The organism is Actinacidiphila sp. bgisy167, from assembly GCF_057707665.1.
The window spans coordinates 17,928-36,506 of the sequence record NZ_JBYIQP010000070.1; the positions used below are offsets into that span (position 1 = coordinate 17,928).

General features: G+C 73.8%; 17 protein-coding genes. 4 read left to right on the forward strand and 13 right to left on the reverse strand.

Going from position 1 to position 18,579, the window contains the following annotated elements; genetic code table 11:
* Window positions 1-30: 30 nt before the first annotated feature.
* Complete coding sequence (locus AC3ET4_RS23430; RefSeq protein ID WP_431952553.1) at window positions 31-1,461, forward strand: lipase maturation factor family protein; 1,431 nt, start codon at window positions 31-33, stop codon at window positions 1,459-1,461.
* Window positions 1,462-1,548: 87 nt separating this feature from the next.
* On the opposite strand, the gene AC3ET4_RS23435 is transcribed toward AC3ET4_RS23430, so the two are convergent.
* Window positions 1,549-1,833, reverse strand: a complete 285-nt coding sequence (locus AC3ET4_RS23435; RefSeq protein ID WP_431952554.1) for an acylphosphatase — start codon at window positions 1,831-1,833, stop codon at window positions 1,549-1,551.
* Window positions 1,830-2,567, reverse strand: coding sequence for a DUF72 domain-containing protein (locus AC3ET4_RS23440; protein WP_431952556.1), 738 nt, complete (start codon window positions 2,565-2,567; stop codon window positions 1,830-1,832). The genes AC3ET4_RS23435 and AC3ET4_RS23440 overlap by 4 nt, the downstream gene beginning before the upstream one ends.
* A gap of 101 nt (window positions 2,568-2,668) precedes the next feature.
* Between AC3ET4_RS23440 and AC3ET4_RS23445 the strand changes: the two genes are divergently transcribed.
* The 3 genes from AC3ET4_RS23445 (at window position 2,669) to AC3ET4_RS23455 (ending at window position 6,000) form a co-directional block, all read left to right on the forward strand.
* On the forward strand, window positions 2,669-3,958 hold the full coding sequence (locus AC3ET4_RS23445) for an alpha/beta family hydrolase (RefSeq protein ID WP_431952558.1): 1,290 nt from the start codon (window positions 2,669-2,671) through the stop codon (window positions 3,956-3,958).
* A 48-nt stretch (window positions 3,959-4,006) separates the two neighbouring features.
* Window positions 4,007-4,462: a Crp/Fnr family transcriptional regulator gene (locus AC3ET4_RS23450; protein WP_431952560.1), complete on the forward strand. Its 456-nt coding sequence runs from the start codon at window positions 4,007-4,009 to the stop codon at window positions 4,460-4,462.
* Between the two features lie 257 nt (window positions 4,463-4,719).
* A complete protein-coding gene (locus AC3ET4_RS23455; protein WP_431952562.1) occupies window positions 4,720-6,000 on the forward strand; it encodes a streptophobe family protein in 1,281 nt (426 codons plus the stop codon).
* A 33-nt stretch (window positions 6,001-6,033) separates the two neighbouring features.
* On the opposite strand, the gene AC3ET4_RS23460 is transcribed toward AC3ET4_RS23455, so the two are convergent.
* From AC3ET4_RS23460 to egtA, 11 genes are all read right to left on the reverse strand, one after another.
* A complete protein-coding gene (locus tag AC3ET4_RS23460) occupies window positions 6,034-6,615 on the reverse strand; it encodes an SH3 domain-containing protein (protein ID WP_431952564.1) in 582 nt (193 codons plus the stop codon).
* A gap of 6 nt (window positions 6,616-6,621) precedes the next feature.
* Window positions 6,622-8,961, reverse strand: coding sequence for an ABC transporter ATP-binding protein/permease (locus tag AC3ET4_RS23465; protein ID WP_431952566.1), 2,340 nt, complete (start codon window positions 8,959-8,961; stop codon window positions 6,622-6,624).
* A gap of 104 nt (window positions 8,962-9,065) precedes the next feature.
* Window positions 9,066-10,559, reverse strand: coding sequence for an SDR family NAD(P)-dependent oxidoreductase (locus AC3ET4_RS23470; protein ID WP_431952567.1), 1,494 nt, complete (start codon window positions 10,557-10,559; stop codon window positions 9,066-9,068).
* A 186-nt stretch (window positions 10,560-10,745) separates the two neighbouring features.
* Window positions 10,746-10,988 carry a hypothetical protein gene (locus AC3ET4_RS23475; protein ID WP_431952569.1) on the reverse strand — a complete coding sequence of 81 codons (243 nt, stop codon included), beginning with the start codon at window positions 10,986-10,988 and terminating at the stop codon, window positions 10,746-10,748.
* Between the two features lie 335 nt (window positions 10,989-11,323).
* Entirely contained in the window at window positions 11,324-12,205 is an 882-nt protein-coding gene (locus AC3ET4_RS23480; protein ID WP_431952571.1) for a lysophospholipid acyltransferase family protein, read from the reverse strand.
* Between the two features lies 1 nt (window position 12,206).
* Window positions 12,207-12,989 carry a GNAT family N-acetyltransferase gene (locus tag AC3ET4_RS23485; RefSeq protein WP_431952573.1) on the reverse strand — a complete coding sequence of 261 codons (783 nt, stop codon included), beginning with the start codon at window positions 12,987-12,989 and terminating at the stop codon, window positions 12,207-12,209.
* Between the two features lie 157 nt (window positions 12,990-13,146).
* The gene (locus AC3ET4_RS23490) at window positions 13,147-13,698 is read right to left on the reverse strand and encodes a MarR family winged helix-turn-helix transcriptional regulator (RefSeq protein WP_431952574.1); all 552 of its coding nucleotides are present in this window, start codon (window positions 13,696-13,698) and stop codon (window positions 13,147-13,149) included.
* Between the two features lie 156 nt (window positions 13,699-13,854).
* Complete coding sequence (gene egtD / locus AC3ET4_RS23495; protein ID WP_431952576.1) at window positions 13,855-14,832, reverse strand: L-histidine N(alpha)-methyltransferase; 978 nt, start codon at window positions 14,830-14,832, stop codon at window positions 13,855-13,857.
* Complete coding sequence (gene egtC, locus AC3ET4_RS23500) at window positions 14,829-15,584, reverse strand: ergothioneine biosynthesis protein EgtC (RefSeq protein ID WP_431952578.1); 756 nt, start codon at window positions 15,582-15,584, stop codon at window positions 14,829-14,831. The genes egtD and egtC overlap by 4 nt, the downstream gene beginning before the upstream one ends.
* Before the next feature lie 28 nt (window positions 15,585-15,612).
* Window positions 15,613-16,944, reverse strand: a complete 1,332-nt coding sequence (gene egtB, locus AC3ET4_RS23505) for an ergothioneine biosynthesis protein EgtB (protein ID WP_431952580.1) — start codon at window positions 16,942-16,944, stop codon at window positions 15,613-15,615.
* Entirely contained in the window at window positions 16,941-18,209 is a 1,269-nt protein-coding gene (gene egtA / locus AC3ET4_RS23510) for an ergothioneine biosynthesis glutamate--cysteine ligase EgtA (protein WP_431952582.1), read from the reverse strand. The genes egtB and egtA overlap by 4 nt, the downstream gene beginning before the upstream one ends.
* Window positions 18,210-18,579: the final 370 nt, after the last annotated feature.

Below are 18,579 nucleotides of genomic sequence, written 5' to 3' on the forward strand. Positions count from 1 at the left end.
CCACGGCGGCGGGGCACTGGAGAAGCGCCCATGGAGTGGCTCACGGCACCCGATCAATGGTTGAGCCGCGTCGTCATCCAGCGCGGGCTGGGCGTTCTCTACCTGGTCGCCTTCCTCACCGCCGCCAACCAGTACCGCGCCCTCCTCGGTGAGCACGGGCTGCTGCCCGTCCCGGCCTTCCTGCGGCGCGTGCCGTTCCGCCACTCACCCAGCCTGTTCCACCTCCGCTACTCCGACCGCCTCTTCGCCGCCGCCGCATGGGGCGGCGTCGTGCTCTCCGCCGCCGTCGTCGCGGGTGCCACCGACCTCGTGCCGCTCTGGGCCGCCATGCTGATCTGGCTGGTGGTGTGGCTGCTCTACCTGTCGATCGTCAACGTGGGCCAGACCTGGTACGCGTTCGGCTGGGAGTCCCTGCTGCTGGAGGCCGGCTTCCTGGCCGTCTTCCTCGGCAACGACGACACCGGCCCGCCCGTGCTGATCCTGTGGCTGATGCGCTGGCTGCTCTTCCGCGTCGAGTTCGGCGCCGGCTTGATCAAGATGCGCGGCGACCCCTGCTGGCGCGATCTGACCTGCCTGCACTACCACCACGAGACGCAGCCCATGCCCGGCCCGCTGAGCTGGTTCTTCCACCACCTGCCGCGCCGGGCGCACAAGGCCGAGACGGCCGCCAACCACTTCGCCCAACTGGTCGTGCCCTTCGCCCTGTTCGCGCCGCAGCCGGTGGCGAGCCTCGCCGCCTGCGTCATCATCGCCACCCAGCTGTGGCTCGTGCTCTCGGGCAACTTCGCGTGGCTGAACTGGCTGACGATCCTCCTCGCCGTCGCCGCGCTCGACGGCTCGTACGCGGCCGCGCCGCCGCCCGCGGCCTTCGTCCCCCCGCCCGACTGGTACGCGGCCCTGGTGATCGCCGTCACCGTCCTGGTCGCGGTTCTGAGCTACTGGCCCGTCCGCAACATGCTCTCCCGCGGGCAGATGATGAACGTCTCCTTCAACCGGCTGCACCTGGTGAACTCCTACGGCGCCTTCGGCAGCATCAACCGGATGCGCCTGGAGGTCGTCGTCGAGGGCACCGACGCCGCCGAGCCCGGGCCCGATGCCGTGTGGAAGGAGTACGCCTTCAAGGGCAAGCCCACCGACCTGCACCGGCTGCCCCGCCAGTTCGCCCCCTACCACCTTCGGCTGGACTGGATGATGTGGTTCGCCGGGATCTCACCGGCCTACGCGTGGGACTGGTTCATCCCGTTCGTCGGCAAGCTCCTGACGAACGACCCCCAGACGCTCCGGCTGCTGCGCGGCAACCCCTTCCCCGACGCCCCGCCCACCTATGTCCGCGCCCGTCTCCACCACTACCGCTTCACCGACTGGCGCACCCTTCGTGCCACGGGAGCCTGGTGGGAGCGGTCCTTCGTGCGCGAGTACCTGCGGCCGGTCGGCCTGGAGGGCCTGCGGCGCCTTGAGTGACGACGGCGCCGTGCCAATCCGCGGGGACCGGAGCCCGGAACGTCGAGTCCGGGCGCCTTCCTGCGTCACGTGGCAGCACGCGGTGCCTCAGTCGCGCCACGGTGTGGGGCGGATCTCGAAGACGGCGAGCCCCTCCGGCTCCTCCTCGACGATTTCCACACCGTCCACGATCGACAGCGGCGACCCTTCGCGCGCCCAGGCCACCATCTGGTCCACCGCCTCGGGCGGGCCCTCGAAGACCGCCTCGACGGTGCCGTCCGGCCGGTTGCGGACCCATCCGGTGACACCGGCCTCGGCCGCCGTCACACGGCAGGTGTCCCGGAAGTAGACCCCCTGGACGTCACCCGAGACCACGACCCGTCTCCGGATCACGACCGCCGCACCCCGCTGACGGCGTCGCGAAAGGCGTCGGCGTCCAGCACGGCCGCCCCGCCCGGGTCGTTGTTGAAGTACACGTACACGTCGGAGCCCTCCGGCCAGGTGTCCGCGATGCGGTGCGCCCAGGTGGTCAGCGCCCGGGAGCCGTAGCGCGGCCACGGCCGGGCGATGCCCTCATGGAAGCGTACGTAGCCCCAGTCCGCTGTGCGCCACAACGGTGTCGCCGGACGCGCCCGCCGGTCGGCCCAGCACAGGGCGGCGCCACGCCGCCTGAGCAGCGCGCGGATCTCGGGGGTCCACCAGGTGGCGTGCCGCGGCTCCACGGCCACCCGCACCTCCGCCGGGAAGCAGCGCAGACACGCCTCCAGGGCGCGGGCGTCGGCCCGCAGATTCGGCGGCAGCTGCAGCAGCACCGGGCCCAGCCGGTCGCCGAGCCCTTCCGCGTGCGCCAGCATCCTCCGCACCGGCTCCTCAGGGTCGCGCAGCCGCTTCATGTGGGTGAGGTAGCGGCTGGCCTTGACCGCCATCACGAAGCCCTCGGGCGTCTGTGCGCGCCAGGCCGCGAAGGTCTCCCGGGACGGCAGCCGGTAGAACGCGTTGTTGCTCTCGACGGTGCCGAAACGACGCGTGTACTCCGCCAGCCACAGGCGCTGCGGCACCTCGGGCGGGTACAGCACGCCACGCCAGTCGCGGTACTGCCATCCCGAGGTTCCCACGAGCACGGGCATCGCGCGGTCCCTGCCGGTTGCTTGCTGGTCCCTATTCAGGGTAGGCCGTTCAAAGGAGGCCGTAAGCAGTCCCGCATATCCCCGCAAGCGGGGGTGGAACCATGCACTTCACTAACCGCGCGGATGCCGGACGGCAGCTCGCTGAGCGGCTGCGGCATCTGGACCTGGACAACCCCATCGTGCTCGGCCTGCCGCGCGGCGGCGTGGTCGTCGCCTACGAGGTGGCACAGGCCCTGCACGCCCCACTGGATGTGATCGTCGTCCGCAAGCTCGGCGTCCCCTACCACCGGGAGCTGGGCTTCGGTGCCATCGGCGAGGGCGGCGCCAAGGTGGTCAGCGACGACATCGTCCGCATGAGCCGTGTCTCCCGCGCCGACATCGACAGCGTCGAGCGCCGCGAAGAGGCCGAACTGACCCGGCAGGCGCACCGCTTCCGCGAGGGACGCCCGCGCATCCCGCTGGACGGCCGTACGGTGGTCCTCGTCGACGACGGTGCGGCCACCGGCGCCACCGCCCTCGCCGCCTGCGAGGTGGCCCGGGCCGCGGGCGCCGCTCGGGTCGTGCTCGCCGTGCCCGTGGCCTCACCGCAGGCGCTGCCGGCGCTGCGGCACGCCGCCGACGACGTGGTGTGCCTGTCGGCGCCGAGATCCTTCTACGCGGTGGGGGAGTGGTACCACGACTTCTCCCAGACCGCCGACGACGAGGTCTCCGGGCTGCTCAAGCAGGCCGCCGCACGAGGCCCCCGGACCACCGAGGTGGACCTGGCCGTCGGCGGTGCGCCCGGGGTGCGGCTCCCCGGGACGCTGACCGCGCCCGCTGACGCGCGGGCCCTGGTGGTCTTCGCTCACGGCGCCGGCAGCAGCCGGCACAGCCCGCGCAACCGGGCCGTGGCCGCCGCCCTCAACCAGGCCGGCCTCGGTACCCTTCTGTTCGACCTCCTCACTCCCGAGGAGGAGTCGGACCGGAGCAATGTGTTCGACATCGAGCTCCTCGCCGGGCGCCTGGTCGACGTCACCGAATGGGCCCGCGGGGAGAATCTGCCACTCGCCTACTTCGGGGCCAGTACGGGCGCCGCCGCAGCGCTCTGGGCCGCCGCCGACTCCCGGGCCGCCCCGTACGTCTCCTCGGTGGTGTCCCGGGGAGGCCGCCCCGACCTCGCCATGCCGCGCCTCGGCGAGGTCAGGGCGCCGAGCCTGCTCATCGTCGGCGGCCGGGACACCACCGTCCTCGAGCTGAACCGGCGTGCGCAGGAGGCGTTGAACTGCCCCAGCCTGCTCCATGTGGTGCCCGGCGCGACCCACCTCTTCGAGGAGCCGGGAGCACTCGACGAAGTGGCGCACCTGGCGCGTGACTGGGTGGCCGGCCACCTTCCTGCGACGGCGGGTCCGTGACCTTACCCTGAGGTCAGGGGGTGCCCCAGGAGCAGGAGGGATGCGCCGATGAGCAGCACGGTGACCATGCTGGAGTCTCTCCGGCCGGCCCACCGCCGGGCCCTCCTCGAGTACGCCAAGAAAGTCGACTTCCCGCAGAGCTGGCGCATCTGCTCCGAGGGCAGGTTCGCCGACCGGTTCTGGGTGGTCGACTCCGGCGCCGTGTCCATCGACATGGACGTGCCCGGCCGCGGCGAGGTCTCCGTCGAGACCCTGGGCCCCGGCGAACTCGTCGGCTGGTCCTGGCTCTTCCCTCCCTACCGCTGGCAGGTCGGAGCCCACGCGCTGGGTTCCGTGGGTGCGTACGAGTTCAGCGCTGCCGAGATCCGCGACCTGTGCCGGGACGACCCGGTGCTGGGCCAGGCCATCGTGCTGGCCGCCGCCCAGACCATCGCCCAGCGGCTGAGCGCGGCCCGAGCCCGGATGCTCGACCTGTACGGGCCGCGCCTGCAGGAGCACTCCTAGCCCCTCCGCAGGGACGCGCCCCAAGCGCCCCGGCCCACCAAAGGTGCGCGCGTACGCGAGCGCGCGGGGCTGCGGGGCCGGGGCGGCACCAGGGAGCCGGCGGGCGGGACGCCCCGGCCGTGCCCGGGCCCGTGCCCGTGGTGGCTGCGCCGCGCCCTCGGGCGCCGGACGCCCCACGCCCACGTTCCGCCGGGACGGTTCACCGACCGTGACGTCGCGGACGGGCGGGCTGTCGCCGGGCTGCTTAGCCTGGCACCGTGACCCGGCATCCGCCCAACGCCCCGCACCTCGCCCCGGGGCCCACCCACGGCTGGCTGCACGCGCTTGCGGCGGTCGTGGCCGGGTACGCGGTCATGCTGGTCGTGGCCGCCCTGGGGCTGTGGCTCGCGGGGGCCTCCGAACTGCCGCCGGGGGCCTTCCTGCCCGTCATCGCGGCCACGGTGGTCATGGCCCTCGGGGGCCGCGTCGGCCTGGAGGGCGGCGCGGGCGCCGTGGCCCGGTCGGACGCCACGGTGACCGTCTTCCCGCTGTCCGTCGCCCTCGCCGGGGCCCTGGTCACCGCCTACGTCGTCGTACGGCCGCTGCGCCGCCACGCGGTCGTCCCCGGACGCCGGATGCTCTGGCTCTTCGTCCGGACGGGCGTGCTGTGGGCCGCGGCCACCCTGCTGGTCGCCCTCGGCGCACGCCACACCTTCACCGTCTCCACGGGTGAGGATTTCCTGGCCGACCTCGGCGACCTGCTCGGCATCACGCCCGCCGTCGGCTTCCGCGCCGACGTACCGGTCGCGGTCGTCGCCGGGCTGCTGTGGCTGGCCGTCGTCCTCGTCCTGGCGTTCGCCGTGTCACGCGCGGCGCCGCTGCCCTCCCGGCTCGTGCCCGCGCACACCGTCGTGCGGCCTGCCGCCCGGGCCATGGTGGGTGTCCTGCTCGCCTATGTGGTTGTCGGCGCCGTGATCGCGGTGGTCACCGCCTCCACGCGCGCGGAGCCCGCCGACAGCTTCGCCGTCGTCTTCCTCGGCCTGCCGAACGTCGTCTGGCTCGCTTTCGGGATCGGCATGGGCGCCTCCTGGCACGGCACCGTCCAGGGAGCGCTCGGCGTGCCGATACCGGAAGCGCTGGCCGCCGTGCTGCGCAGTGGGGACAACGACGCCACGCTCGACCTCAGGTCGCTGTCCGAGCAGGACGGCCGTGCCTGGTGGCTGGTGGTCGCCGCCGCCGTCGCCATGCTGGGGGCCGGCTGGGCCACGGCCCGGCGCGCACCGCCCGGCACGGGCCACCTGCGCAACGCCCTGCATCTGGGGGTGGCCTCCGCGGTGGCCATGCTGCTGATCGGGGTGCTCACGCGGATCGACGCGCACTACGGCCTTTCGCTGTTCGGCATCGGCGATCCCGCCGACACCGGTGGTCTGGGGGGTTCGGTCGTGCTGCTGCCGAATCTGCTTCCGGCGGTGGGTATCGCCGCGGTGTGGGGGGTGGCGGCGGGTCTGCTGGGCAGTGTGGCGGCCCGTTCTCCGGCCCGCGCGCGTGCCGCTCGTTGAGGCGCTTCGCGGGGGCCGACCCCGCCCACGGCGTCAGAGGTCTCGTGACCACGTCGGGCGAGTCTCGGCCCGGGAGGCGTCGCTGTCCATGGGCGGCTCCGCCGGCGGCACGGAGTCGCCGGGGCACATGGCGGGGGGTGCGGCGGAGGCGTACGTGGCCATGCGGGGGCCGTCGCAATAGCACCAGCGGTCGTGCTCGGCGTCGAAGAGCCACACCTCGCCACCGTCGACGACGGCGCCGATGCGGATGCCGCTCGTGCCGCGGTGGAAGCTCTCCAGGTCGATCCTGCCGGCCGCCAGGTCCCGCACCATGGCGCGGTACGCGTCGAGTGCCTCGACCAACCGGTTGAGCAGGGGCCGGGCGTCAGCCGTGCGGGCCGGGGAACCGCCGGCCGCCGGGGGGCCCTGCGGGACCGTGATCAGCAGCCGACCGTCCACCCACGCCGACCAGCCGTTGGAGCACACGATCCGCGCCCAGTCGCCCTGGCGCTCGGTCACCCGCACCGGGAGCAGCGGGTCCAGCCCCGCCGAGGGGGCGGGGTCGTCCGGTGCCCGCCAGGTGGTCAGCCCCTCGGCCGGGGCGACATGGGTCGGAATGAACTCCGGCTCGTACATCGCGACCTACCTCCGCATGACGGCGGGCTCCTGGCGTCGCAGCAGCCTGGTGACGACGACCCCGAAGACCGCCGAGAGCACCACGAGCATGCCCATGTCCAAGAGCCACATCGAGGGGACGGGCCGGAACAGCGGGTCCGACGTCACGTTGCCCGGTGTGACGGCACGCAGGTCGAGCGTCGCGGCCATCGCGCCCAGCGCCCAGCGCGACGGCACCAGCCAGGCCAGCTGCTCCAGGCCCGGGACCCCGTGCAGCGGCAGCAGCGCGCCGCAGAAGACGACCTGCACGATGGCGAGCAGCACCAGCAGCGGCATCGTCACCTCCTCCTTGCGCACCAGGGCCGAGACCAGCAGCCCGAGCATCATCGAGGTGAAGGCCAGCAGTGCCGCCGCCAGTGTGATCTCCAGCAGCGGCGGCATCAGAACCCCGCCGCCTCGGGGTCTCAGACGCACACCGACGAGGGCGACCATGGTCAGTGCCACCGCCTGCGCGACGGTGACCAGCCCCAGGACGACGACCTTCGACGCCAGATACGCCGAGCGGGACAGGCCCACGGCCCGCTCCCGTCGGTAGATCACGCGTTCCTTGACCAGCTCGCGGACCGCGTTGGCGGCCCCGGTGAGGACCGAGCCGACGCAAAGGATCAGCAGCACGTTCAGCGCGTTGTTCCGGCCCAGGGCGTCGCCAGCCAGGGCGCGCGCCATCCCGCCCATCACGAAGGGCAGCGCCACCATGATCGCCAGGAACGTGCGGTCGGCGGCCAGCGACGCCGCGTAGCGGCGCACCAGCGTCCACAACTGGCGGAAGCAGCCCTGGGGTTTGGGCGGCTCCAGGGCCTCTGGTTGCCGGGGAGCCTCGGGGACGGCGGGCCCCAGCACCGTCGCGACGTACTCGTCGTAGAGCGGGGAGGCCTCGTACTGGCCTGCCCAGTCGCGGCTCTGCTCGTGCTCGAACGCCTCGAACGCCTCCGGCCACTGACGGAAGCCGAAGAAGGGGAGGGTCCTGGACGGCGGCCCGTAGTAGGCCATGCGCCCGCCGGGCGCCATCACCAGCAGGCGGTCGCAGACCTCCAGGCTGAGCACGCTGTGCGTCACCACGATGACCGTGCGGCCGTCGTCGGCCAGACCGCGCAGCATCGTCATCACCGAACGGTCCATGCCGGGATCCAGGCCCGAGGTCGGCTCGTCCAGGAAGAGCAGCGAGGGCTTGGTCAGCAGTTCCAGGGCGACGCTCACCCTCTTGCGCTGGCCGCCGGAGAGCGTGTGGACCGGCTGTCGCACGCGGGCCTGCAGACCCAGTTCGGCGATGACCTCGTCCACCCTGGTCTGCCGCTCCTCCTTGGCGGTGTCGCCGGGGAAGCGGAGCTCGGCGGCGTACGACAGGGCGCGGCCGACGGGCAGTTGCTGGTGCAGGATGTCGTCCTGCGGGACGAGGCCGATGCGCTGGCGCAGCTCCGCGTACTCCCGGTACAGGTCCCGGCCGTCGTAGAGCACCGTGCCGTGGTCGGCGGGGCGCAGTCCGGTCAGCGCGTTCAGCAGGGTCGACTTGCCGGAGCCGCTCGGCCCGACCACCGCCAGCAGGCACTTCTCCCCGACGCGGAAGCTGATGTCGTCCAGCAGCACCTTGCTGCCGTCGTCCACCCGCACCGACAGGTCGCGGACGTTGAGTGCGACCTCACCGGTGTCGATGAACTCCTGCAGTTCGTCGCCGACCAGCCGGAACACCGCGTGGCCGACATCGATGATGTCGCCCTGGTGCACGACCGCCCGGTCGATGCGGCGGCCGTCCAGATAGGTGCCGTTGTGGCTGTCCAGGTCGACGATCTCGTAGCCGCCGTCCGGCAGTGCCCGCAGTTCGGCGTGGTGGCGCGAGACCAGCAGGTCCGGGACGACCAGGTCGTTGTCGGAGGCCCGGCCGATGTGGAACGTGCGGTGCGGCAGCGGACGCACCGCCGCCGGACGGCGGAAGGTGCCGGTCGCCGCGGGGGTGGCCATGGGCGGCGCCCGGTAGACGCCAGTGGGCGCCTCGGCGCTGCTCAGCCGCACGCACGGCCCCTGCCGGGCGTGCCCGAAGCGGATGACGCTGCCGGGGCCCACGCCCCACTGCCGGACCTGCCGGCCCCCCACGAAGGTGCCGTTGGTGCTGCCGGCGTCGTACAGCATCCAGCTGTCGCCCACGGGGCGGATCTGGGCGTGGTGCCACGACACGCGGGGATCGTCGAGGACGATGTCGGCGTCCGGGTCCCGGCCGACGCGGTACTCCCGCCCCGGGACCAGGATGCGGGCGTCCCCGTCGGTCTCGAGCACGAGCTTAGGCGCCGTGGGCGCCGCACCACGCTCGGCCACGCTTCGATCGTAGTCGCGGACCGGCGGCCCTGCTTGTCCCGCCCGCCCCGCGACGGGCCGCCGCACGGCCCCTGCGGGGCGGCGCCGGAGCCGCCGGACGGGGCTTACCAGTCGGTCGGGGCGTAGTCCTTGAGGAACACCCCGAAGAGGTCCTCGCCCTGCTCGCCGCGGACGATCGGGTCGTACACCCGAGCCGCGCCGTCGATGAGGTCCAGCGGGGCGTGGAAGCCCTCCGCGGCCATGCGGACCTTGTCCGGGTGCGGGCGCTCGTCGGTGATCCACCCGGTGTCGACGCTGGTCATCAGGATGCCGTCGCTCTCCAGCATCTCGCGCGCGCTGGTCCGGGTCAGCATGTTCAGCGCTGCCTTGGCCATGTTGGTGTGCGGATGGCCCGCCCCCTTGTAGCCGCGGCTGAACTTGCCCTCCATGGCGGAGACGTTGACCACGTACTTGCGGCGGGCAGCGGCCGCGGCCATCGCCGGGCGCAGCCGGCTGACGAGGATGAACGGGGCGGTCTCGTTGCACAGCTGCACTTCGAGCATCTCGACCGGGTCGACCTCGCCCACGGCCCGGCTCCAGCTGTTCGCCGCGTCCAGGTCGGGTACCAGCCCGCCGGCGTCGATCGCCGTGCCGGCCTCGATTCGCGCGAGCGAGGCCGAACCGCTCACCAGCGCCAGGTCCGTGACCTCACGCGCCCGGGCCGAGAGCTCCGTGCGCGGGGCGGGCAGCGCCGGCTGGGCGCCGCTGCCGAAGGCGCCGAAGACCTCCGAGGCGGGCAGGGCCCCCGCCGGGAGCGGGGCGGACTCGGCGGCCACCAGCTCCGCGTACGCGGCGGGGGAGCGGCGCACGGTCTGCGCCGCGTTGTTGATCAGGATGTCCAGGGGGCCCTCGGCGGCCACCGAGTCGGCGAGCGCGACCACCTGGGCCGGGTCGCGCAGGTCGATGCCGACGATCTTGAGGCGGCCGATCCACTCGTCGCTGTCCGGCATCGCCTTGAAGCGGCGGATGGCGTCCGCGGGGAAGCGCGTGGTGATCGTGGTGTGCGCGCCGTCGCGCAGCAGCCTCAGCGCGATGTACATGCCGATCTTGGCCCGGCCGCCGGTGAGCAGGGCGCGCCGCCCGGTCAGGTCGGTCCGCGCGTCGCGCCGGGCCCGGTTGAAGGCCGCGCAGTCCCGGCACAGCTGGTGGTAGAAGGCATCGACCTCGACGTAGCGCTGCTTGCACACGTAGCACGAGCGGGGCCGCTGCAGGATGCCCGCGATCTCGCCGGTCGCCGAGGAGGAGGGCAGCAGCCCCTGCGTCTCGTCGTCGATGCGCTCCGCGGAGCCGGTGGCCGTGGCCTCGGTGACGGCCTTGTCGTGGGAGGTCTTTGCGGACCGCCGCTCCTGGCGGCGGCGCTGCTTCACCGTTCGGTAGATGCCGGCAGTCGCCTTGCGCACGGTGATCGCGTCGGGGTGGTCCAGCGGCAGGTCGTCGAGTTGCTTCAGCACGCTCAGGCACAGTTCCAGGCGCGCGGGGTCGATACCGGGGACACCGTCCCCGCCTTCGGCCGTGGCCGTGGCCGTGACCGTGCTCTGCTCGTTCTCCGTCGCCGTCATGCCGCCGTCGTTCCCTGGATCGTGTGTTCCCGCTGCTCCTGTCCTGCGGAACTCTACGGAGGCGGCGCCGCCCGGCCAAAACGGCGGCGTCCGCCCCGCGCGGTGTACGGCGGCCCGTGGGCGACGGGCGGGGGCGGGCCCGGACGGGCGAGGGGCGGGCCTGGGGGGCCTGGACGGGCCCGTGGGTCACTCCAGAGGAGCGGTGGCCTCGCTCTCGTACTCGTAGTCCCACGGCTCGTCGGCCATGTGCTCGAGGCGCTTGTAGTACGCGGCGCTGTCGGGCCACGCCTGGTGCGCCCCGGCGTCCTGGACGCTGATGGCCAGCGGGTCGTACAGGATGCCCTCAGGGGGCTGCCCCCCGGCTCGCAGGGCGATGCCGAGGGTGAGACCGTCCCCGGGGCCGCCGTGGAGTCGGATCCTGGTGGTCATGGAGGTCACCTCCTGTAGCCATGATCTCTCGCCGGGAGAGGTTTGGTGAAGGAGCGGTTCACGACCGGCCCCAGCGGAGACCGCGCGTGCGAGATCCGTCACATTGCGGCGTCCGCCCACCCCTCGCACCGCGCTCTGCTGGGCGCGCCGTAGGGGAGGCCGCTGAGGGATGGCCGGCCCTGGTCGCGGAGACGCCGGCCAGGACCGTGCGCCCGGTCCCCGAGGGCCGGTCATCGCCCGGGGCCGGTCACGGGCCCCGCACCTCCCGGACCGCGCCCGCTCGACACCATGGCGGCGCCTGGGGCGCCTGGCGGGGGGCGCGGCCCTGACGGCCGTCAGCCTCCCGGCCCGGGTCCCTGCGGACGGGCCTCGACCGGGTCCATTGGGCCTACCGCGTCCACCGGGTCATGCTCCGGGCCGACGCGGCCGTGGCGGGCGGCGTCCGCCAGCGCACGCCGGTCCGGCAGCGCGTCCGCCGTGATGCGGGGGAAGGCCGTCACCTCCGCGGTGAGCCCGCGGGCCGCGACCACCCGGCGCACCGAGGCCGCCAGGGTGTCCTCGCCCAGGAACGCCGCCATGGTGCCGGGCCGCCCGTCCGCGCCCAGGTAGCGGACGAGCAGCGGTTGCACGTCCACGCCGGCGTCGAGCACGGCCTGGAACAGCGCCGGGCGGTACCGGCCCTCCTCACGGCCGCACCAGGTGCTGCCCTCCGGGAAGGCCACCACCGTCGCACCCGAGCGCAGCGCCTCCGCGACCTCCGCCACCGTGTCCGGCAGTGCGCGGATCCGCTCGCGGTCGATGAAGATCGTCCGGCCGCGCAGGCACATCCGCCCGATCACCGGCCAATCGCGGACCTCCCGCTTGGCGACGTTGCGGCCCGGGAAGACGGCGGCGATGACCACGACGTCCAGCCAGGACACGTGGTTGGAGACCACCAGCAGGCCGCGGCCCGACTCCGGCGGCTCCGGCTCGGGCAGCCGAACCCGGACTCCGAAGGCCGCCGCCACGGAGCGGGCCCACCGCCGGATCAGCCACGCGCGCCCTGCCGGGCCGCACAGCGCGCCGAGCGGCACCGACAGCGCGGCGCCCATGAGCAGCACCGCCGCCGCGCCGGCGTACCGCAGCAGCCGCCGGGCCCGGCCCACCACCGGGCCGTCGCCGGTCAGGCACGCCTGCGGCGTGCAGGGCGCGACCGGCGACCACCACGCCGCGGCCATCTCAGTCCGACCCGCGTGAGCCGAGGGCCCCGAAGTGACGCAGATAGCGCGGGTCGGTGCGCTCCAGTGAGAGCAGGACGAACAGGTCGGCGACGCCGAAATCCGGATCGTGGGCGGGCGCACCGCACACCCAGGCGCCCAGCCGCAGGTAGCCGCGGAGAAGCGCGGGCAGCGCGGTGCGTGCCGGGCGGGGGAGGCCCGCGGGGTCCCAGGGACGGTGCGGGGTGACCCGGTGCTGCTCCGGCGCCAGGTTCCCCGCGGAGACCCGGTCCCACACGCCCGCGGCCAGCATGCCTCCGTCGGCGAGCGGCACCGAGCAGCAGCCGGCGAGCCAGTTGTGGCCGGTGGCCGCCATGTAGCGGGTGAGTCCGCCCCACATGAGCGCCACGACGGCCCCGTCCCGGTGGTCGGCGTGCACGCACGAGCGGCCCACCTCGACGAGGTCGTGCCGGATGGGAGCGAGCCGGGTCAGGTCGAACTCGGCCTCGGAGTAGGTGCGGCCGGCGCGGCGGGCGTTCAGGGGGGTGAGGATCCGGTAGGTGCCGACGACCTCGCCGGTGCGGTCCTCCTTCACCAGCAGGTGGTCGCAGTAGGCGTCGAGGGCGTCGGCGTCCAGGCCCGGTTCCGGCGTGTCCAGCACCGCGCCCATCTCCCCGGCGAACACCTGGTGCCGCAGGCGCTGCGCGGCCCGCACCTCGGCCTCGTCCTGGGCGAGACATACCGAGTAGCGGGGCCGGTCGGAAGGGGTGTCGACGACGGGGGCGAGGTCGTACGAAGCGGTCATGGCGGCATTCCCGGGGCAGGGGGACGGTGACAGACCTATGTGTCCCGTCGCGGCCTTGCTCTGACGTGTCCGCGGCGAAGCGCGCAGATGTGCGCTCGCTGAAGTGCCCGTGCCGCCCCGGGTCCTCGGGCCGTCCGCTCACCCGGAGAGCCCGTTCTCACCCGGGAAGCGCGCCCAGACGCCCCTCGAGCACCAGCAGGAGCTCGCTGAGGAGGTCCGCCAGTTCCTCGCGGCTGCTGTCCGGGAGCCCGGACAACAGCCCCGTCTCGTAGGAGAGCTGCTGCGGCAGGAGGCGGTCGACGAGTTCCCGCCCCTCCTCGGTCAGCCGCAGGTGGCACACACGCCGGTCGCGGCCGTCGGGGCGGCGGGCCACCAGGCCGCGCTCCTCCAGCAGCTTGATCCGCTTGGTGACGGCGGCTCCCGAGGCGAAGGTCTCCCGGGCCAGCCGGCCCGGCGTCAGCTCGCCGCCGACGCGTCGCAGGGCGGTGAGGATGTCGTACTCCGGGCGCGTGAGGCCCTCGTGGCCCAGAGGCGTCTCCGTGACCTGCTGCAGCAGGGCGGCACAGCGGTTCAGCCTGCCGATCACCGCCACCGGCCCGAAGTCCAGGTCGGGGCAGGCGTCCTGCCATTGGCGCAGCACCGCCGCGACGGCGTCCTCCACGCGAGTCGTCCTTCCTGCGAACGCCGGCGGCTCCGGCGGCGTTCGCATGATCGTACGCGTCGCCATGGTGAGGAGGGCTGCCCGCCGTCGCCACGCCGCCGTGCCGGCAGCCTCCGCCGGCGGGCGCCTCCGGCGGCCGCTCCCGCTCCGGGACCGGCCACCGGTGATGCGTGCGCCCAGGCGGAAGCGCCCAGGGGGGAGGGTTCAGGGGGAGGGGCTCAGGCGCGGGAAGGCCAGCGACAGCGCGAACCGGCCTTCGGCGTCGGTCCACCAGTGCCGCAGCGCGAGCCCCGCGGCAGCCAGTTCGGCCCGCACGCCCTTCTCACGGAATTTGGCGGAGACCTCGGTGCGCATCTCCTCGCCGCGGCCGAAGTCCACGGTCAGGTCGAGTGCGGGGACCTTCACGCTCATCTCGGCGCGCGCCCGCAGGCGCATCTCGATCCACTCCTCCTCGCGGTCCCACACGGCGACGTGGTCGAAGTCGTCCGGGCGGAAGTCCGCGCCGAGTTCGCGGTCGATGACCGACAGCACGTTCCTGTTGAAGGCGGCCGTGACGCCCTGCGCGTCGTCGTACGCCGCCACCAGCGTCCTCTCGTCCTTGACCAGGTCGGTGCCGAGCAGCAGCGCGTCGCCCTGGGCGAGCAGCGCGCGGACCGTGCTCAGGAAGTGGGCCCGCTCCCGCGGCAGCAGGTTGCCGACGGTGCCGCCGAGGAAGGCGACCAGCCGCGGTCCGGGCGTCTCGGGCAGGGCGAGCCCGTGCTGGAAGTCGGCGACGAGGGCGTGCACGGCCAGGTCCCGGTGGTCGGCGAGCAGGGCCTCGCCCGCGCCGGTGAGCGCGGACTCGCTGACGTCGATCGGCACGTAGGTCAGCGGCCCGCCCAGCGCGCCGATCAGCAGCCGGGTCTTCTCCGAGGAGCCGGAACCCAGCTCGACGAGGGTGCGGGCGCCGGTCGCCGCGGCGATCTCCGGCGCCCTCGCGAGCAGGATCTCCCGCTCGGCGCGGGTCGGGTAGTACTCGGGCAGTCGGGTGATCTCCTCGAACAGCTCGCTGCCGCGGGCGTCGTAGAACCACTTGGGCGGCAGCTGTTTGGGGCTGCGGGTCAGCCCGTACGCGACGTCGGCGCGCAGCGCGGCGGCGGTGGCGTCGGCGGGCAGGGTGCGGGTGAGGGTGAACGGGCTCACGGGTGCGGCTCCTTGAGCGGGATCAGCAGGACCTCGGTGGGATCGCCGTACAGCAGGTGGCGGTCGGGGACCTCGGTCCAGCGCGGACTGTCGTCGTACGGCTCGGAGGCCACGGCGAGGGAGCGGCCGGGCGTGTCCAGGTACCAGAGCGTGTCGCCCCAGGCGGTGCCGGCGATCATCCGGCCGTCGGTGAGCAGGAAGTTGAGGCGCGAGTCGGGGGTCAGTGCGGCGAGCCGTCCGACGGTGTCGGCGAGCGCCTCGTCCGCCGGTGCTCCGGCACGCAGCCGGTGCAGGGTCAGCGCCCAGGCGAGCGCCGAGTCGCAGCGCGCCTCCAGGGTGAGCAGTTCCTCCGGCGGCAGGGTGCGGGCGGCCTCGGCCACCGAGTGCGGCCAGCCGCGCAGCGCGCCGTTGTGGCTGAACAGCCAGCGTCCGGCGGTGTACGGGGCCGCCGCGGACTCGTCCGCGGCCGACCCCTCCGTGATGTCGCGGACCGCGCCGAGCAGCGCCCCGGAGCGCGTCACCCGGCACACGTCCGCGAACGACGGGTCGTCCCAGATCGGACCGGAGCGCCGGTAGCGCGCGGGCAGCGGGTCGCCCTCGGCGTACCAGCCGACCCCGAAGCCGTCGGCGTTGACCGTGCCGTACCTCTGCCGGCGCGGCGCCCACGACTGGCGGTACAGCGAGTGCGGCGGGTCGATGACGACCTCGCGGAGCGCGACGGTGGGACCGACGTACGCCAGATGCCGGCACATCAGCCGCTCCCCCGGCCGCCCGGGGCTTTCATCCCTGCTCCGGACGGGCGTCGCGGGCGGTGCGGAAGCCGGAGAAGATCTGCCGCCGGATCGGGTGGTCCCAGTTGCGGAACGTGCCCCGGCAGGCCACGGAGTCCACGGCGAAGGAACCGCCGCGCAGCACCTTGTAGTCGGGGCCGAAGAAGACCTCCGAGTACTCCTTGTACGGGAACGGGGCGAAGCCCGGGTACGGCAGGAAGTCGCTCGCCGTCCACTCCCACACTTCGCCGACCAGTTGCCGGACGCCCAGCGGCGAGGCGCCGGCCGGGTAGCTGCCCACCGGGGCCGGGCGCAGATGCCGCTGCCCGAGGTTGGCGTGCTCCGGTCCGGGGTCGGCGTCGCCCCACGGGTAGCGGCGGGAGCGTCCGGTCGCCGGGTCGTGCCGGGCCGCCTTCTCCCACTCCGTCTCGGTGGGCAGCCGGCGTCCGGCCCAGCGGGCGTACGCGTCGGCCTCGTACCAGCACACGTGCAGCACGGGCTCCTCGTGCGGTACCGGCTCGGTCACCCCGAATCGGCGGCGCAGCCACACACCGCCCTCGCGGTGCCAGAACAGCGGGGCGGCCAGGCCGTGCTCGCGCACGTGCGCCCAGCCGGCCGGGGTCCACCACCGCTCGTCCTCGTAGCCGCCGCCCTCGACGAAGGCGAGGTAGGCGCCGTTGCTCACCGGCACCGTGTCGATGAAGAACGGCGCCACCTCGCGCGTGTGCGCGGGACGTTCGTTGTCCAGGGCCCATGGCTCGGCTGAGGTGCCCATGACGAACGGGCCGCCGGGGACCAGGACCTCGGCCGGCAGGAGCGCCGCGTCCGCGGGTGCGGGCGGCGGCGGGGGCGCGGCCAGGGCCGCAGGGCCGCGACGCAGCTGATGGGTGATCAGCATCGTCTCGTCGTGCTGCTGTTCGTGCTGGGCGATCATGCCGAAGGCGAAGCCCGCGTCGGTCAGCGGCGAGCCGTGCAGGGGCGCCCGCTGCAGGATGTCGAGCACCCTGCCGCGTACTTCGGCCGCGTAGGCATGCGCCTCCGCGGGTGGCAGCAGCGGCAGCGTGGGACGCTCCGAGCGCGGGTGCTCGAAGGCGTCGTAGATCGGGTCGATGTCGGGGCGCAGGGCCTCACGGCCGCCGACGTTGCGCAGCAGCCACTGCTCCTCCTGGTTGCCTATGTGGGCCAGGTCCCAGACCAGGGGGGACATCAACGGGGAGTGCTGGGCGGTGAGTTCGTGATCGTCGACGCAGGTGGTGAGCGCCCGGGTGCGCTCGCGCGCGGTGGTCAGGGCGTCCAGCGCCCGCCGGCGCAGGTCCTCGGGGTCGAGCGCGGGTGCGGTCACGTGCGGCTCTCCTCACGTGCGAAGGCGTCGAGCAGGTCGTCGGCGGGACAGCGGCCGGGCCGGACGTAGCGTTCGGTGAAGGCGTCCACCGCCTGCCGCACGGCCTCGTCCGCCCCGAGCCGCGGCAGGGCCTCACGGGCGGCGGCGAAGCAGGTCAGGGCGGTGGCGTGCAGTTCGGGATCGGTAAGACCGTCGCGGGCGGCGCGCCGCCACAGTGCGTTGCGGGGCGCCGGCTCCGCGCCCGCGGCGTCGGCCAGCGGCTTGACCGCCCGGTAGGCGACCTCGGAGGCGGCGGCGTCGTCGAAGAGCGCCATGGTCACGGCCAGCGGCACGATCCAGCCGTCCCGCCCCGGTTGTGCGTCGATCATGCGCAGCTCCAGGTAGCCGCGGGGCCGCACCGGCGGGAAGAGCGTCGACAGGTGGTAGTCCAGGTCGGCGAGGGTCGGTCGGCGGTACGCCCCGTCGCGGTCGCGGAGCCACCCGCGGAAGGTGAGCCCGTGAGGAACGATCCAGGGTGCGTGCGGCTCGCTGCCGCGTATGCACAGCACCGGCGCGTCCAGGGCATAGGCCGTCCAGGCCGCACGCGGGTCGGCGTCGGTGGGCGGGGCGAGGGTGCGCCCTGGGTCCAGGGCCGCCCACACCGCCTGCCGGGTGGAGCGCCAGCCGGTCGGAAGGCCGGTGCTGAGCGGCGAGTTGGCGAACGCGGCCACCAGGACGGCGCCCAGCAGATGCGCCAGCAGCCAGCGTCTGCCGTGTCCGAAGGGGCCCGGCTCCTCGGTGCCCGCGTCCAGGCAGACCTGGACTGAGGCCGTGGAGCACATCATGGCCCGGCCCGCCGGTCCGGACCGGTCGAAATACGCCTCCATGGCCGCGTACCGGGGTTCGTCCAGCAGGCGGCGGGGCCGGCGCCAGGGGTCGTGGCCGTGGCCGGCCAGGGCCAGGCCCTCCCGGCGGAGCCGGTGCCGTACGGAGTGGAGGTCGGCGGCCGCGGCGTCGACGCACGCGGTCAGTGAGGGGGCGGGCAGCGAGCTGAGCTCCAGCTGTCCGCCGGGCTCGGACGTGATCCGGGCGCGGAGGCGGAGGTCGCGCAGTGACGCGACGGCGGCTGTCAGCCGCATGGGGGCGAGCGGACGGGTCGGGGCGTGCGGGTCGTCCAGGAACCATTCCAGTTCCACGCCTATGCGGCGGGGCGGTCCGGTCTTGAAACAGATGCCGCTGATATGGTCTTCCGCCGCTGTCTCGGTGAGCGGTTCGGATGTCTTCATCCGCTGACTGGTGCCGGGCATGGCCAGGACCTCCCGTCGAAGGCGGCTCTCCGTGTCCACCCGGCGGGGGGCCGGGCGTCTCCGTACCACCTAAGCCCGTCAGTGCGGGGCGCTCAAGAGTGCCCCGGGAAGGGCCGAGGGACTTCAGCTGCCACCCGTGTCGAGGGCGGCCCCTGTCGTCCGGTCCGAATCAAGAGTGGACCGCCGCCCGGCGGACCGCATCCGCAGAGCGCATTCACACAGGTCACGCCGGTGTGCGCAAAAGCCGTACCGATCGCACACAGATCTCGGCGGCGTCCGGCGGAGGACCACGGAACGTCGTCGGGGGGGGGGGGGGGGGGGGGGGAGCGAAGGGGGGGTGGTGGGGGGG